10 protein-coding genes are annotated in these 15,799 nt (G+C 70.6%); 7 read left to right on the top strand and 3 right to left on the bottom strand.

Going from position 1 to position 15,799, the window contains the following annotated elements; genetic code table 11:
• The first annotated feature begins 38 nt into the window (after positions 1-38).
• From AB0I38_RS10740 to AB0I38_RS10730, 3 genes are all read left to right on the top strand, one after another.
• A complete protein-coding gene (locus AB0I38_RS10740; protein ID WP_358465390.1) occupies positions 39-2,225 on the top strand; it encodes a serine/threonine protein kinase in 2,187 nt (728 codons plus the stop codon).
• Between the two features lie 271 nt (positions 2,226-2,496).
• Entirely contained in the window at positions 2,497-4,524 is a 2,028-nt protein-coding gene (locus AB0I38_RS10735; protein ID WP_358465387.1) for a protein kinase domain-containing protein, read from the top strand.
• 145 nt (positions 4,525-4,669) lie between these two features.
• On the top strand, positions 4,670-6,742 hold the full coding sequence (locus AB0I38_RS10730; RefSeq protein WP_358465384.1) for a protein kinase domain-containing protein: 2,073 nt from the start codon (positions 4,670-4,672) through the stop codon (positions 6,740-6,742).
• A gap of 102 nt (positions 6,743-6,844) precedes the next feature.
• Here AB0I38_RS10730 and AB0I38_RS10725 read toward each other — a convergent pair whose 3' ends face one another.
• From AB0I38_RS10725 to eccCa, 3 genes are read right to left on the bottom strand one after another with little or no spacing between them, the layout of a single operon-like run.
• On the bottom strand, positions 6,845-8,014 hold the full coding sequence (locus AB0I38_RS10725; protein WP_358465381.1) for a transglycosylase SLT domain-containing protein: 1,170 nt from the start codon (positions 8,012-8,014) through the stop codon (positions 6,845-6,847).
• On the bottom strand, positions 8,011-8,337 hold the full coding sequence (locus tag AB0I38_RS10720) for a hypothetical protein (RefSeq protein ID WP_358465378.1): 327 nt from the start codon (positions 8,335-8,337) through the stop codon (positions 8,011-8,013). Before AB0I38_RS10720 ends, AB0I38_RS10725 begins: the two co-directional genes overlap by 4 nt.
• A gap of 49 nt (positions 8,338-8,386) precedes the next feature.
• Positions 8,387-12,376, bottom strand: coding sequence for a type VII secretion protein EccCa (eccCa, locus tag AB0I38_RS10715; protein ID WP_358465376.1), 3,990 nt, complete (start codon positions 12,374-12,376; stop codon positions 8,387-8,389).
• Positions 12,377-12,576: 200 nt separating this feature from the next.
• Here eccCa and eccD point away from each other — a divergent pair, with 200 nt between their 5' ends.
• The 4 genes from eccD (at position 12,577) to AB0I38_RS10695 (ending at position 15,799) form a co-directional block, all read left to right on the top strand.
• A complete protein-coding gene (gene eccD / locus AB0I38_RS10710) occupies positions 12,577-13,932 on the top strand; it encodes a type VII secretion integral membrane protein EccD (protein ID WP_358465373.1) in 1,356 nt (451 codons plus the stop codon).
• A gap of 285 nt (positions 13,933-14,217) precedes the next feature.
• Positions 14,218-14,580 (top strand): hypothetical protein, encoded by a 363-nt coding sequence (locus tag AB0I38_RS10705; RefSeq protein ID WP_358465370.1) that lies wholly within the window; start codon positions 14,218-14,220, stop codon positions 14,578-14,580.
• A gap of 8 nt (positions 14,581-14,588) precedes the next feature.
• On the top strand, positions 14,589-15,425 hold the full coding sequence (locus tag AB0I38_RS10700) for a hypothetical protein (RefSeq protein ID WP_358465367.1): 837 nt from the start codon (positions 14,589-14,591) through the stop codon (positions 15,423-15,425).
• A complete protein-coding gene (locus AB0I38_RS10695; RefSeq protein WP_358465364.1) occupies positions 15,422-15,799 on the top strand; it encodes a YbaB/EbfC family nucleoid-associated protein in 378 nt (125 codons plus the stop codon). Before AB0I38_RS10700 ends, AB0I38_RS10695 begins: the two co-directional genes overlap by 4 nt.

Genomic DNA, 15,799 nt, shown 5'->3' with positions numbered 1-15,799 from the left:
TGTGACGCGAAACATGATTTTTCATTGGAAGGGCGCTCATGGACTCCTTGCCGCGTGACCCCGAAGAGTTAGACGGTTACACCCTGCTGGAGCGGATCGGCGAAGGTCCGCGGGGCGTCGTCTATCGCGGCCGCAAGGGCGAGGACGGTGACGTCGTCGCGATCAAGCTCCTGGCGGAGGCGCCGGACGCCGGCGACGTCGCGGGGCGCCTCAGGTCCGTCAAGCGGGTGTCGAGCTCCTACGTCGCGCGGGTGCTCGACGCGGGGGTGTGGGAAGGGCGTCCGTATCTCGTCCGGGAGTTCATCGAGGGCCGCAGCCTGGCTGAGCTCGTCGAGGCTGACGGGCCGTTGTCGGGTGATCCGCTTGAGCGGGTGGCCGTGGCGGTGCTGACCGCGCTGACTCCTGTTCACCTGGCCGGCCTGGCACACTGTGGGCTGACTCCGCACAACGTGATCATGGGTGAGGACGGTCCCCGGGTCACCGACGTGGCGATCGGTGATCCGGCCGGTGAGATCGGCTACCGCTCGCCCGAGCAGCTGAACTCGGAGCCGTACGGCCCGTACACGGATGTCTATTCGTGGGCCGCGGTCGTGACGTTCGCCGCCACCGGTAGGCCGCCTTTCGGGCACGACGCGCAGGCCGTGCTGAATGCCGAGCCTGAGCTGGGCGCCATGGCCGAGCCGCTGCGCGGCATCGTGTCGTCGGCCCTGTCCAAGGTGGTGGGGCGGCGGCCGACGACGTACTCGGCGCTGCTGGGACTGCTGGGTGACAAGCCCGCCGCTGTGCCGGGTGCGGGGCCTGCCGTGCCGGGTGCCGGACCCGGTGTGCCGGGTGTGGGGCCTGCCGTGCCGGGTGCCGGACCCGGTGTGCCGGGTGTGGGGCCTGCCATGCCGGGTGTCGGACCCGGTGTGCCGGGTTATGGACCCGGCGCGCCGGTGCCGGCACAGGCGCCGCCTCCTGGCCAGGTGAGCCTGCCGCCGAACCACGACGAACCCCTGCGGGGCCTGCCGGTGCCGCCTCCCGCGCCGTTGGTGCCCCAGCAGGCGGACGGCTCCACGAAGTGGGGACCTCCTCCTCCGCCCACGGAGCCACAGCAGCAGTACTGGTCGCCGCGCGAGCCGGTGCGGGCCCACAACGACTCTCCGACCAGGAAGTTCCCCATCGGGCTGGTCGCGGCGACGGCCGCGGTCGCTCTGGTCTCCGCGCTGGGGCTGTGGGGAGCGAGCCAGTACGCGCCGGAGCAGACGGTGCAGTCCGCGTCGGCCTCTGGCGACCAGACGCCGGCCCCTGGCTCGGTGTCGAACGAGCAGGGCTCCGCGGACACCCCGGTGGCTCCGCCGCAACAGCAGCAGCAACAGCGGTCGTCGGGTCAGCCGGAGGTGACGGTGCCCTGGGCGAAGACGCCTGAGCCGCAGGCCACCGGTGTGCTGCCGTTCGAGATGCCCAGGGACGACCCGAGCAGCATCGCGGTGCCGGAGCTGAGCACGGTCCCGTCGGCGCTGCCGACGCAGCCGACCGTGCCCCAGGCGATCGCGCAGCCGACGGTTACGGTCACGGCGACGCCCTCCCAGGAGGACGACGACCAGCGGGGCCGTGGGAACAGGAAGTCGCCGGATCCCCAGGCGACGCAGACGGGACAGCCGACACCGAATCCGTCAGGTTCCCCGCAGCCCCAGGCGACGGTGACCGTCACGGTGACGCCGACGATGACGCCGACGCCGACGCCTGAGGCGCTGAGGCCGACCACCCAGGCGCCCACGCCGACGGAGCGGCCGACGACCTCGACCATGCCGACCACGACGGCCCAGCCGAGCACCCCACCCAGCGCCTCGACCCAGCCGACGGCGACGTCTCGCCCCAGCACGTCGGCGCCCAAGCCGACCGCGACGCAGACGTTCGCCACGAACCCGTACACCCCGGTCCAGGTCTGCGGTAACGGCTTCGCCGTCCAGCGGTCCACCCAGTTCGCGGGCGGTGTCACGTACCAGCTGTACAACGGCGGCACGGGCCAGAACTGCGTGGTAACGCTGAAGAACGCCAACATCGGTAAGGCCAGCCCCGTCAGCGCCACCCTGGAGGTGCAGAACGGGCCGCGCCAGGCCGACAGCGGTAACTACGAGTTCTACGCGGGGCCGGTGAAGCTGCAGGCCAAGGGCAAGTGCGTGCGTTACTCGGGCACCGCCGGTTCGTTCAGCACGAACTCCACGTGGGGCAACTGCGGTTAGACCACTCGTGCCCCGGCGTCCGGGGCGGGGTGGATGAGCAGCGAGGGCGTGCACCATGTGGTGCACGCCCTTCGGCGTTCCCGCGGCCGCACCCAGCGGAACGCGTCCGCGGGCGGGCGCTGACGTCCGCGCTCCGGTCACTCGAACCGGGGATTTCGTAACAGTAGATGATCAATCCAATAACGATGGTGCCGGGCGGCGACTAGTGGTGTTGATGTGTCAGTTTGGTGCATTGTGACGGCAAACACGATTAGTCATCGGAAGGGCGCTTATGGACCCCTTTGACCCTGAAGAGTTAGACGGTTACACCCTGCTGGAGCGGATCGGCGAAGGTCCGCGGGGTGTCGTCTATCGCGGCCGCAGGGGCGAGGACGGTGACGTCGTCGCGGTCAAGCTCCTGGCGGAGGCGCCGGACGCCGGCGACGTCGCGCGGCGCCTCAGGTCCGCCATGCGGGTGTCGAGCTCCTATGTCGCGCGGGTGCTCGACGCGGGGGTGTGGGAAGGGCGTCCGTATCTCGTCCGGGAGTTCATCGAGGGCCGCAGCCTGGCTGAGCTCGTCGAGGCCGAGGGGCCGTTGGCTGGTGACACCCTCGAACGGGTCGCCGTCTCCATTCTGACCGCGCTGACTCCTGTCCACCTGGCCGATATAGCTCATTGTGGGCTGACTCCGCACAACCTGATCATGAGTGAGGACGGTCTCCGGCTCACCGACGTGGCGATCGGTGACCCGGCCGGTGAGATCGGCTACCGCTCGCCCGAGCAGCTGAACTCCGAGCCGTACGGCCCGTACACGGATGTCTATTCGTGGGCCGCGGTCGTGACGTTCGCCGCCACCGGTAGGCCGCCTTCCGGGCACGGCGCGCAGGCCGTCAAGGACGCGGAGCCTCAGCTGGGCACCATGGCCGAGCCGCTGCGCGGCATCGTGCTGTCGGCCTTGTCCAAGGACGTGGGGCAGCGGCCGACGACGTACTCGGCGCTGCTGGGGCTGATGGGTGACAAGAACGCCGCCGTGCCGATGCCGCCTCCCGGTCAGGCGAGCCTGCCGCCGGACGACGACGAGCCGCTGTGGGGCCTGCCGGTGCCGCCTCGCGGTCGTCCGGGCCTGCCGCCCGGCGACGAGCCCATGCTGGGTCTGCCGGTGCCGCCTCCTGGTCGTGCGGGCCTGCCGCCCGAAGACGAGCCGCTGCAGGGTCTGCCGGTGCCGCCTCCCCCGTCGTGGGTGCCCCGGCAGACGGACGGTTCCACGAAGTGGGGACCGTCGCCGTCCGCGACGGAGCCGGAGCAGACCTGGTGGCAGCCCAGGACGGTGCAGGCCGCGAGTGCCGCTCCGAACAGGAAGTTCCCCGTTGGGCTGGTCGCGGCGATGGCCGCGGTCGTTCTGGTCTCCGCGGTGGGGCTGTGGGGAGCGAGCCAGTACGCGCCGAAGCAGTCGCTGCAGCCCGCGGCGGCCGCCGGTGACCAGACGCCGCCGCCTGGCTCGGTGGCGGACGAGCAGGACTCCGCCGACACCCCCGCCGTGCCGCTGAAGCAGGAGCAGCCGGCGGAGGAGCCGGAGGTGAAGGCGTCCCGGGTCAAGACACCCGAGCCGCAGGCCACCGGCGTGCTGCCGTTCGACATGCCCAGGGATGATCCGAGCAGCATCGCGATGCCGGAGCTGAGCACGGTCCCCTCGCCGCTGCCGACGCAGCCGATCGCGACCCAGGCGATCGGGCAGCCGACGGTGACGGTCACGGCGTCGCCCACCCAGGAGCCGACCGACCGGCGGAGGGACGGGAGGTCTCCCGAGCCGCACCCGACGCAGCCGCCGGCGCCGAATCCGTCACACTCCCCGCAGCCCCAGGTGACGGTGACCGTCACGGCGACGCCGACGGCCGAGGCGCCCACGCCGACGGAGCAGCCGACGACTTCGACCGCGCCGACCACGCCGGCGCCCGAGCCGACCGCGACGCAGACGTTCACCACGAACCCGTACACGCCGGTCCAGGTCTGCGGTGACGGCTTCGTCGTCCAGCGGTCCACCCAGTTCACCAGCGGTGTCACCTACCAGCTGTACAACGGCGGCACCGGCGAGCACTGCGTGGTGACGCTGAAGAACAGCGACATCGGCAGGACCGGTCCGGTCAGCGCCACCTTGGAGGTACGGGACGGGCCGCGCCAGTCCTACAACGGTGACCACGAGTTCTACGCGGGGCCGGTGAAGCTGCGGGCCGAGGACGATTGCGTGCGCTACACGGGCGCGGTCGGCTCGTTCAGCACGACCTCCACCTGGGGCGGCGACTGCCGGGGACGGGCACGCTGACCCTGGTGGACCGGTCCCGAACTGACGGTTCCCTCACAGTAAATGATCAATCGAGTAACAATCGGTTTGGCGGCGAAGCCTGTGATGTTGGTGTGTCACATTTAGTTCAATGTGACTCGAAACATGATTCTTTGGAAGGGCGCACATGGACCCGTTGCACCCGCGTGACCCTGCGGAGTTAGGTAACTACACGCTCATCGGGCGACTCGGCGAGGGGTCACGGGGAGTCGTCTACCTTGGCCGCAAGGGCAAGAACGGCACCACGGTCGCGATCAAGTTGTTGCCGGAGACTCCTGCCCACGCGGAGGAGGCCAAGCGCCTCAAGTCCGCCAAACGGATTTCGAGCTCCTACGTCGCGCGCGTGATCGACGCAGGGGTATGGGAGGGGCGGCCGTACGTCGTCCGGGATCACATCGAGGGCCGTAGCCTCGCCGAACTCGTCAAGGCCGAGGGGCCGCTGACCGGGGACGCGCTTGAGCGGGTGGCCGTCTCCGTCCTGACCGCGCTGACCCCCATCCACCTGGCCGGCATGGCTCATTGCGGGCTCACCCCGGACAACGTGATCATCGGCGCCGACGGTCCCCGGGTCACGGACATCGCGATCGGCCCGCCGGTCGGCGAGATCGGCTACCGCTCGCCCGAGCAGCTCAGTTCGGAGCCGTACGGGCCCTACACGGATGTCTTCTCGTGGGCCGCGGTCGTGACGTTCGCCGCCACCGGTAGGCCGCCTTTCGGGCACGACGCGCAGGCCGTCAAGGACGCGGAGCCTCAGCTGGGTGCCATGGCCGAGCCGCTGCGCGGTGTCGTGCTGTCGGCCCTGTCCAAGGACGTGGGGCAGCGGCCGACGACGTACTCGGCGCTGCTGGGGCTGATGGGCGACAAGAACGCCGCCGTGCCCGGTGCCGGACCCGCTGTGCCGGGTGCGCCCGCCGTGCCGGGTGCCGGACTCGCTGTGCCCGGTGCCGGCCCCGGCGTGCCGGTGCCGCCGGTGCCGCCCATGGTGCCGTCGCAGGCGCCGCCTCCCGGCCAGGCGATCGCGCCGCAGAACCAGGACGCGACCATCCAGGGGCTGCCGGTGCCGCCGCCCGCGCCGGTGCCGCCTTCCGCGCCGTTGGTGCCCCAGCAGGCGGACGCCTCCACGCAGTGGGGCCCGCCACAGTCCGCGCCGGAGCCGCAGGAGACCTGGACGCAGCCCGAGACGGTGAAGTCCGTCGCCAGTGCCACTCCGACCAGGAAGTTCCCCGTCGGGCTGGTCGCGGCGATGGCCGCGGTCGTCCTGGTCTCCGCGCTGGGGCTGTGGGGAGCGAGCCAGTACGCGCCGAAGCAGTCGCTACAGCCCGCGTCGGCCTCCGGCGACCAGACGCCGCCGCCTGGCTCGGTGTCGAACGAGCAGGGCTCCGCGGACACCCCCGTGGTCCCGCCGCAACAGCAGCAGCAACAGCGGTCGTCGGGTCAGCCGGAGGTGACGGTGCCCTGGGCGAAGACGCCTGAGCCGCAGGCCACCGGTGTGCTGCCGTTCGAGATGCCCAGGGACGACCCGAGCAGCATCGCGGTGCCGGAGCTGAGCACGGTGCCCTCCCCGCTGCCGACCCAGCCGATCGCGACCCAGGCGATCGCGCAGCCGACGGTGACGGTCACGTCCACGCCGACCAGCACCGAGCGAGGTCGCGGGAGGAAGTCGCCGGACCCCGAGGCGACGAAGACGGTACAGCCGACGCCGACGCCGAGCGCGTCCGGCACCCCGCAGCCCCAGGCGACGGTGACCGTCACGGCGACGCCGACGCCGACGCCGACCCCTGAGGCGCCGACGCCGACCACCCAGAAGCCCGCGCCGACGGAGAAGCCGACCTCCAGCGCGCCGACCCAGCCGGCCCCGTCGGCTCACCCGAGCGCGTCGGGCAACCCGCACTCCCCGACCCAGGTCTGTGGCGACGGTTTCGCCATCCAGCGGTCCACCGCGTTCGAGGGCGCCATCACGTACCTGCTCTACAACGCCGGCAACGGCGAGCACTGCGCGGTGACGGTGAAGACCACGAACATCGGCAACCCCAGCTGGATCAGCGTCACCCTTGAGGTGCAGAACGGTCAGAGCCAGGTCCACAGCGGCGACAAGCCGCACTACGCCTCGGTGAAGCTCCACGCCGGGGGTAAGTGCGTCCGCTACCTCGGCGCGGCCGGCGGGCACAACACGACCTCCGACTGGGGTAACTGCGGCTAGACCCTCCTGACCGGCCTGCCGGAACGGATGACGAGAGCAAGGGCGTGCACCGCGTGGTGCACGCCCTTCGCCGTCCGGCAGAGCCTCTCCCGGAAGGTCGCCCTAGTAGGGGCGGTAGCCGCCGCCGCTCTCCAGCGAGGCGATGCCCGGGTGGCGGCTCAGGTCGCCGTAGCGGCTGTAGGTGTAGAGCACGCCCGCGATGATGTTGTCGACCGGTTCGAGGATCTTCTTGTGACCGGGCAGGCTGTGGGCGTCGAACGTGGGCGGAATCGTCTGCATGAGCCCCTGTGACGGGACACCGTTCTTGGCGTTGATGTCCCAGTTGTTGATCGCGCTGGGGTTGCCGCTCGACTCGTGGTGGATGATGGTCCAGATCCGTTCGACGTCCTCGGGATCGTCCGGGTCGAGGTCGCTCACGTCGATCTTGCGTTTACGCAGGATCTCCGCCATCTCCGGTGACTTGATGATGCGGAGGGCTTCCTTGATCCATTCGACGACCTCGGGCTTCGGGCGGGGCGTGTTGCCGCCCGACGAGGTGCCGGAGTTGTTGTTGTTCCCTCCGGTGTCGCCGGGCCCTCCCGTGGCACCGGGTCCGCCGTTGCCGTTGCCGTTGCTGTTGCCGCTGAGCTGGGTCTGCCGCTGCTCGGCGGGCGTCACCGCGATCCACTCGACCTTGTTGCCGGGGCCGGGGACGAATGTCTGGTCGCCCGCGGGCGGGATGTCGGAGAAGAGGGTCTTCTCGTCACCGAAGCGCTTGCCGATGCTCTTCAGGGACGTGGAGAGCGCGGTGGTGGCCGTGTCGACGTAGGTCTGCGCCGACTCGGCGGCCGTGCCGACCCGCTGGGAGATGGCGGCGTTGACCTCGGCCTCGGTGGCTTCGGGATCCTTGGCGTACGTCGTGCGCAGCGCGTTGACGTCCTTGATCAGGTTCTCGCCGATCTGGTCGACACCCTTGCGGGCCTTGGCCAGCGCGTCGGCCGCGTCGTTCAGGGAGCCGGCGCAGGATGCCAGGGCGTCGTTCATGCCCTGCCCCGCCTTGCTGTAGCGGGCCATGTACGTGACGAAGGCGTCCGCGGACTCCCCCTTCCACCAGTCGTCCATCTTGCCGACCGCGCCCGCCAGGACGTTGGTGTTGCCCACGATGCCTTTGCCGGCGGTGGTCCAGCGCGTGGCGATGCGCCTGATCTCGGCTGGGTCGCCGGCCACCTTGTCCATGAGGGCGGTGAACTTCTGGCCGTTGTGCAGGGCGGCGATCTGGTCGCGCAGGCTCACGACGGGCCCGGCACGGTGGAGGCGTCGTTGGCCGTCTTGATGTTGCGGCGGACCAGGTCGAGGGCGCGTTCGACGCCTTCGAGGCGGTTCTTGGCGGCGTCGAGCTCGTCGCCCACCTTGGTCTCGACCGTCTCCACGGCCGAGGCCAGCCCGGCGGAGTCGGTGAGTTCGCCGAAGATCGTGGACGCGGGCTGCTTCGCCGGGAACGCCCCGCCCGACGCGGCCGGCTTGCCGTCCTTGACTTTGACCAGGTCGACGCTCCGATCGTGCACCGATTCCTGCAACTGCTCCAGCGCCTTCCGGCTCTGCTCGACGCCTGCCACCGAGTGCCCCCTTTCTGGTAGGTCGGGATGGATGGTGACCGATCCGGCCTCAGCCCGTCTCCGGGGGCGGCAGGAAGGCGGTCTGGGTCAGCCGGGCGCCGAAACGCCTCTCGATGAAGTAGCCCCGTCCGGGCGGGAGCGGATGCGGGCGGATGTTGCCGAACACGTATCCCTCGTCCTTGTTGCCGGACAGGACGACCGCGGGGCTGGCCAGATCCTTGATCTTGGTGATGATCGGGTCGAACATGGCCCGGCCGACGCCGCCCATCTGGCGCCCCATGATCAGGTGCAGGCCGATGTCGCGGGCCTGGGGCAGCAGGTCGACCAGCGGCAGCAGCGGGTTGGTGGCGCCGGCGACCAGGTCGTAGTCGTCGACCACGATGTACAGGTCGGAGCCCTGCCACCAGCTGCGGCTGCGGAGCTGGTCGGGTGTCAGGTCGGCGGGAGGCAGCCGCTTGAGCAGCGCCGCGCGGGCGTTGTTGATCAGCTCGATGGCGGCCGAGCTCGACGCGGCGTAGCCGATGCGGTGCTCGGTGACCGCCGTGTCGAGCAGTGCCCGGCGGTAGTCGATGACGATCAGCATCGCCTCGCGCGGGGTCTGCCTGGCCACCACGCTCTCCGAGATGAGCCGGAGCAGGTTGGACTTGCCGCTCTCGTTGTCGCCCACCACGATGAAGTGCGGGTCGGAGTCGAGGTCGAGGATGACCGGCGAGAGCGTGGCCTCGTCGATGCCGATCGGGATGCGCTTGGGCCCCGTCTGGTCGGGGCCGGGCAGCGATTCGGCGGGCAGCACCGCGGGCAGCAGCCGCACGCCCGGCGCGGCGGGGCCCTGCCAGGCGTCGCGCACCGCCTGCACGAGTGAGCGAACCCCCACCGACAGGTCCTCGGCGTTCTGCACCCCGTCGATCCTCGGCAGAGCCGACAGGAAGTGCATGCCGTCCTTGGTCAGCCCGCGGCCGGGCACGCCCTCCGGCACGGCCATCGCGGCCTTGCGGTTGATCTCGGACTCGTACGCGTCGCCGAGCTTGAACTCGATGCGGGTGCCGAACAGGTCACGGATGCCGGGCCGGAACTCCGACCACTTGTTGGTGGCCGCCACCACGTGGATGCCGTAGCCCAGGCCACGCCCCGCGAGGTCGGTGATCACGCCCTCCAGCGTCTCGTGGTCCTGCCTGATGGTCAGCCAGCCATCGATGACCAGGAAGATGTCGCCCCAGCCGTCGCCCTCGATGGTCCCGTCGGCCACCTGCCGCCGGTAGGAGGAGATCGAGTCGATCCGCTGCTCGCTGAAGGTCCGCTCACGTTCCTGCAGGATGGCGGCTATCTCCGCGATGGTGCGGCGCACGCGGTCGCCGTCCCGCCGGGTCGCGACGCCGCCGACGTGCGGCAGCCCGTCGAGCGCCGCGAGCGAGCCGCCACCGAAGTCGAGGCAGTAGAACTGCACCTCCCGCGGCGTGTGGGTGAGCGCCATGCTGGTGATCAGCGTGCGCAGCGCGGTGCTCTTCCCACTCTGCGTGCCGCCTGCCACGCCCACGTGCCCGGCCGCGCCCGACAGGTCCAGCCAGAACGGGTCACGCCGCTGCTCGAACGGCCGGTCGATGATGCCCACCACCGCGTGCAGCCCGCCGCGCCCCGGCCAGCCCGGAGTCGACAGCCCCAGCTCCGGCGTGATCGACAGCGGCGGCAGCAGGTGGGTGAGAGTGGAGGGATCGCCCAGCGGCGGCAGCCAGATCCGGTGCGCCGCCGGCCCAGCTCCGTTCAGCCGCTTCACGACGATGTCGAGCAGGCTGACCTGCGGGCCGTTGTTCTCCTGGCCCGTCGTGATCTCGGCCTTCGGCTCCTTCACCACCGGGAGGGGCGCGAAGGCCGGGGTGTACTCGACCACCCTGCGGATCGCGGTGCTGCCGTCGGCGGCTCCGGCCTGACGGGGGTCGCCCTGGTAGGCGCCGGAGACGTACGCGGCCTTGAACCGGGTCATGCCGCTGGTGTCGAACTTCAGGAAGGCGTTGCCGGGCGAGGACGGCAGTTCGTAGGCGTCGGCCACGCCCAGCACCACGCGCGACTCCATGGCCGAGAAGGTGCGCAGGCCGATCCGGTAGGACAGGTGCGTGTCCAGGCCGCGCAGCCGCCCCTCTTCGAGGCGCTGGGAGGCCAGCAGCAGGTGCACGCCGAGCGACCGGCCCAGCCGGCCGATCATCACGAACAGTTCGATGAACTCCGGCTTGGCCGTCAGCAGCTCGCTGAACTCGTCCAGCACCACGAACAGGGTGGGCATCGGCGCCAGGTTGGCCCCCTGCTCGCGGGCGCGCTCGTAGTCGCGCAGCGAGGCGTAGTTGCCGGCGGCGCGCAGCAACTCCTGCCGGCGCACCATCTCGCCGTGCAGCGCGTCGTGCATGCGGTCGACCAGCGGCAGCTCGTCCTCGAGGTTGGTGATGACGGCGGAGACGTGGGACAGGGTGTCCAGGCCGAGGAACGTGGCGCCGCCCTTGAAGTCGACCAGGACGAAGTTGAGGATCTCCGAGGAGTGGGTGATGGCCAGGCCGAGCACCAGCGTGCGCAGCAACTCGCTCTTGCCGGAGCCGGTGGCGCCGATGACCAGGCCGTGCGGGCCCATGCCACCCTGCGCCGACTCCTTGATGTCCAGCTCGACGATCCGGCCGTCGGAGCCGAGCCCGATCGGCACCCGCAGTTTGTTGCGGGCGGGCCTGGCCCGCCACGTCTGCCCCGGATCGAGCAGGGTCGGGTCGGCCACCCCCAGCAGGTCGGTCAGCGAGGTATTGGCGGCCAGCACGTCCTGCACCTCGCCGCCGCCCACGCCACTCGACAGGCGCAGCGGCGCGAGCTGCCTGGCCAGCCCCTCCGCGCGGAGGTAGTCGAGTTTGTCGGGGTCGCCCAGCCTGGTGGCGCTCTTCTTGCCCGCGTGGTCGATCTTGACCATGAAGAAGCCGTCAGGCTGGATCTCGAGCCGCAGCGTGCTCTGCTCGTCGACGGTGCCCGCGCTGTCGGACAGGTCGATGACCGTCACGCCCTGGATGGCGTCCGAGGCGAGCTGCGAGTCGTGCGGCACGTGCCCGCCGTCCATGATCACGATGTGGTACGGCAGCGCGTCCGAGGGCGAACCGGGCCGGAAGCGGGCCCGCTCCTTGAGGTCCTCGCCGACCAGCCGGTCGAGCTCGGCGAGGTTCTCGGCCATGAGCCGCACCTGACCGGCGGCGTCCACCTCTTCGGGGTGCAGGGCGTGCGGCAGCCACTTGACCCAGTCCCACTGGGGCATCAGCTCACTGGAGGCGCACACCATGATCCGCATGTCGTCGGGGGAGTGGAAGACGGTCATCTGCGCGATCATCGCCCGGACCAGGTCGCGCATGGCGCCGGGGTCGCCGCTCAGCTTGATGCGGGCGAAGGAGCCGAGGGCCACCGCCACGGGCAGCTCGGAGACCGTGGAATGGGCCCGGACGAACCTGCGCAGCGCTCCGGCCGAAAGCGCGTCAAGGTCCTCGACCGGCTTGGAGTCGGGCGGCACGAGCTGGATGCCGAGCTTCTGCACGCCGGTGCCGAGGCGTACGGTGCTGAAGTCCTCGTCGCGCGGGCGGCGCTCCCAGAGCCGCTGGCTCATCGCGACCCACCACAGCGAGTCGGGCGCCGGTCCGCTCCACTCCAGGGCCTCGCGCTGCTGCTTGGCCGCCCGGCGGGAGCGTTTGCGCGCCTGAGAGAGATAGCGGAAGTAGTCGCGGCGCGCGCCGTTGAGGCGGTGCTTGCGCTCGCCTGCCTGGCGGCCCATCTGGCCGAGGGTCATGCCGACCATGGAGAAGGCGAACAATCCGCTGGCCACGTACATGAGGGGGTTGCCGTTGCCACCCGAGGTGAACATCAGCGCCATCGCGGCGCCGCCCGCCACCATCGGCAGGTAGGTCATCACCGCCATCATCCCCTGGGGCTGAACTTCTGGGATCTCCGGGGGTGACTCGAGCAGGATCTCGCCGCGGGGCGGTTTGGGACTGGGACGGCGCTCGGGTCGGCGCACGATGACGATGCTCACCCTGGGACTGCCTCCTGTGAGGGTTGGATCACTTTCCTACCAGAAGGACGGAAAGCCGTGTTGCCCGATATGTTCGTCATGTCTTGTGAATCTTGGGAAGAGGGAGAACAGGTGTGAGGCAGCTGGCTCAAGGCCCCCATGGCCCCATACCGCAGGGCGCCCTGCCTCAAATGGCCGCGCCGCTGCCTCCCCTGTGCCACGTGACGATCGTGGCGCCGCGCAAACGGGCCGACCTGGCGCTGCCGGTCGACATCCCGATGCCGCACGTACTGCCCGGCCTGCTGCGGGCCGTGGGGGAGGTCGGCGGCGAGTCCGCCGCCGCTCCCGGCTGGGTGCTCCAGAGGCTCGGCGGCCCGCCGCTGGACCTCGGGCAGAGCCTCGCCGCGCTCGGCGTGCTCGACGGCGAGGTGCTCTACCTCCGTCCGCGCGAGCTCGCGCTGCCGCCCGCCCTGTACGACGACGTCGCGGACCTGGTCGCCACGGGCGTCAAGGAACGGGCCGGCACCTGGGGTGAGGGACACACGCGCCGGCTGGGCCTGGGCGCCGCCGCGGCACTGCTCTGCGTGGGACCGCTGGCCCTGGTGCTGGCGGGGCCGCCATGGACGGTGACCGCCATCGTGTCGGGCGCTCTCGCCCTGCTGCTGATCATCACCGGGGCCATCATGTCCAGGGCCGTGGGCGACTCCTCGGCGGGTGTGCCGGCCGGCTACGCGGCCCTGCCGTACGGCTTCCTGGGCGGGCTGCTCGCGCCCACCAGCGCCGTGAACGTGCTCGACCCGGGCGCGCCCAGCCTGCTGGCCGCGCTGGCCTGTACGGCGCTCGTGGCCACGTTCGCGGGCACGTTGATCTCCGACGGGGTGGTGGGCTTCCTCGGCACGGCCATCGCCTCCGTCGCCGGCGCGGCGGGCACGGCCGTCGTGATGGTCTTCGGCCCTCCCCCCGCCGGGGTCGCCGCGGTCACCGTCACCGTCCTGCTGGCGCTCAGCCCGCTCATCCCGACCCTCGCCTTCCGCATCGCCCGGCTGCCACTGCCCGCGATGCCCACGACCGCCGAGGAGTTGCGCAACGACAACCAGCTGCTGGACGCCCCCGAGATCAAGGAACGCACCGTCCAGGCCAGAAGGTACGGCACCGGCATGGTCGTCGGGATCTCGCTGGTCACCGTCGCGACACACTTCTTCCTCGTGCTCGACGGCCACTGGATGTCCCTGACCATGAGCGTCGTCCTGTCGCTGACGGTCATCCTGCGGGCCCGGGTGTTCGCCGGGGTGGGGCAGCGGCTGTGGCTCGTCCTGTCCGGTATGGCCGGACTGGCCATGCTGGCGATCTCGCTGAGCGCGGGCAGCGGTGGCGTCATGGCCGCCGTGCTGGTGATCGGGCTGCTGTGGGCCGCGCTGATCTCGATGGGCCTCGGCGTCTGGCTTCCGTCGGGCAAGCCGTCCCCGTTCTGGGGACGCGCGGGGGACATCGTCGACCTGATGCTGGTCGCCGCGCTGTTCCCGCTCGCGCTCGGCGTGCTCGAGGTCTACACCTGGGTACGCGGCCTGTCCGGGTGAGCCGGCGGATGGCCACAGAGGGTGCGGCCGGTGACGTGGACGTGAAGTCGCGCTGAAGATTCCCGCGTCACCTGCGGAAACACAAAATTGATCATGGTTGCCGACGGAGATCGACGGTAGAAAGATCGGGTGTCGCACTCAGATCCCATGGCGGGCCCGTCCCTCACACCGTCCTCCGCCGCGCGGCCGAGCACATCGCCGGTGGTGAGTCCGTGCCCGCACACACCCGCCTGCCCGCCCCCGGTGTGTCTCGCGCCGAGCCTCCGGCCGCAGGGGGCCACGCAGGTGACCGCCAAGCCGGTCAACCGCCCGGTCGACCCTGATCGCCCCGGAAGCACCGGCACGGGCGGCTACGGCGTCCACACGACCTACCTGAAGAGCTTCGCCGGCACCATGGGCACCTCGGCCGACGGCGTCGACGTCGTCAAACAGAGCGCGCCCCGCTTCGACGGCTGGAACCTGGTCCCCCTGGCCGGGGTCCCCATCATCGGCCTGCCGTTCGTCGGCCGCTTCAACACCATCGCCGACACCTGGCGAGACAGCGCCGGCGTCCTCGTCGACGTGCTCAGGGCCGACAGCGGCAAGGTGTCAAGAGCGGCGGACAACTACCACGCGGCCGAAACGGCCAACGCCGTCCAGACCGTCTGAGGATCGCGATGTCCATGCCCTCGAACGAGCCGTCGAAGCTGATCGTGCCCGGCCGGACCCCGGCGCCGTCCGGCCCCCGGCAACTTCACCTCGCCAACGCCGGCGGCACCGTCCAGCGGACCGTAACCGTCTCGCCTCCACGTACCGACCCCGGCTTCTACCAGCGGCTGATCGGCCGGCTGAACCCGCTACGCCAGACCAGCAGGCTCGCGATGGCGATGTCCGGGATCGGCGTCGCCGCGCTGGCCCTGGACGTGGCGGCCACGCTCAACCTGGGCAACCCGTTCCTGTTCCACGACCGCCGCGAACGGTGGAAGGAGATGTCCGGGCTCCTGGAGGGAAGCAGGTCGGACCTGTGGCGCTCCTACTTCGACGAGATCGCGCCGCACTGGAAGGGCCACGCGGTCCGGATGCTCCAGACGTACATCCGGTTCAACGTCAACGTCCTGTACGGCCAGCTCGGCAAGATCTCCGATGAGATGAGCGGCACCATGCAGAGCCAGTACAAGGAGGTCCTCGAGTACGACCTGTCGGTGTTCGGCCTGTACGCCACCTCGGCCCCGGTCCTCAGGGCGCTGACGGCGTCGAGCGCTCACCCGATCGGCAGGGTCGCCCTGATGACGCAGGTCGGCCTGTTCATGAGCGCGGTCGGCAACCTCGTCAAGCAGTTCGCCGACGTCTACAACTCCTACGAGGGCGACCTCAACAAGCTGGAGCTGAAGCTCAACGATCTCAAGGGCGCTTTCTACCGGTCCGGCAACCCGGATCTGGGGCCACGCGACCTCCATCTCTCTCCTTCGATCGAGGCTCCGGGCCAGATCGACGACAACTGGATCCCGGCATGAAGGAGGTCACCGCCTTCGGCCAGGGTGGCGAAGGCGACCTGCCGGGCCTGCTGCGCGAGGTGGAGTCCTGGCTCGGTTCGCTGACCGGCGCGCTGGAGGAGATGAGAGAGGTCAGGCTCGAAGGCACCGACTCGACAGGGGTCGTACGCGCCGAGGTGTCCGGCGTCGGCCGCCTGGTCGGGCTCTCCATCGATCCCCGCGGCCTGCGCGACCTCGACCACGTCGAGCTGGCCGAGGCGGTCCGCGCGGCGATCGTCGCGGCCCACCTCGCGATGGGCGAGCGCCTGACGGAGGTGACCGGGGGACTGGCGGGACCCACGTCCGGTGATGACCCGCTGGACTCCCATGTCCGGAACGTGCTGCGAGGGGATTGA

The sequence above is a fragment of the Nonomuraea cavernae genome (assembly GCF_040655715.1).
GTDB classification, from domain to species: domain Bacteria; phylum Actinomycetota; class Actinomycetes; order Streptosporangiales; family Streptosporangiaceae; genus Nonomuraea; species Nonomuraea cavernae_A.
Note: the sequence above shows the minus strand (reverse complement) of the source record. Positions and strands in the feature narration are given on the sequence as shown.

Coding starts and splice junctions, on each gene's coding strand:
- AB0I38_RS10740 (WP_358465390.1), top strand. CDS start 39: ATGGACTCCTTGCCGCGTGACCCCGAAGAGTTAGACGGTTACACCCTG.
- AB0I38_RS10735 (WP_358465387.1), top strand. CDS start 2,497: ATGGACCCCTTTGACCCTGAAGAGTTAGACGGTTACACCCTGCTGGAG.
- AB0I38_RS10730 (WP_358465384.1), top strand. CDS start 4,670: ATGGACCCGTTGCACCCGCGTGACCCTGCGGAGTTAGGTAACTACACG.
- AB0I38_RS10700 (WP_358465367.1), top strand. CDS start 14,589: ATGTCCATGCCCTCGAACGAGCCGTCGAAGCTGATCGTGCCCGGCCGG.
- AB0I38_RS10695 (WP_358465364.1), top strand. CDS start 15,422: ATGAAGGAGGTCACCGCCTTCGGCCAGGGTGGCGAAGGCGACCTGCCG.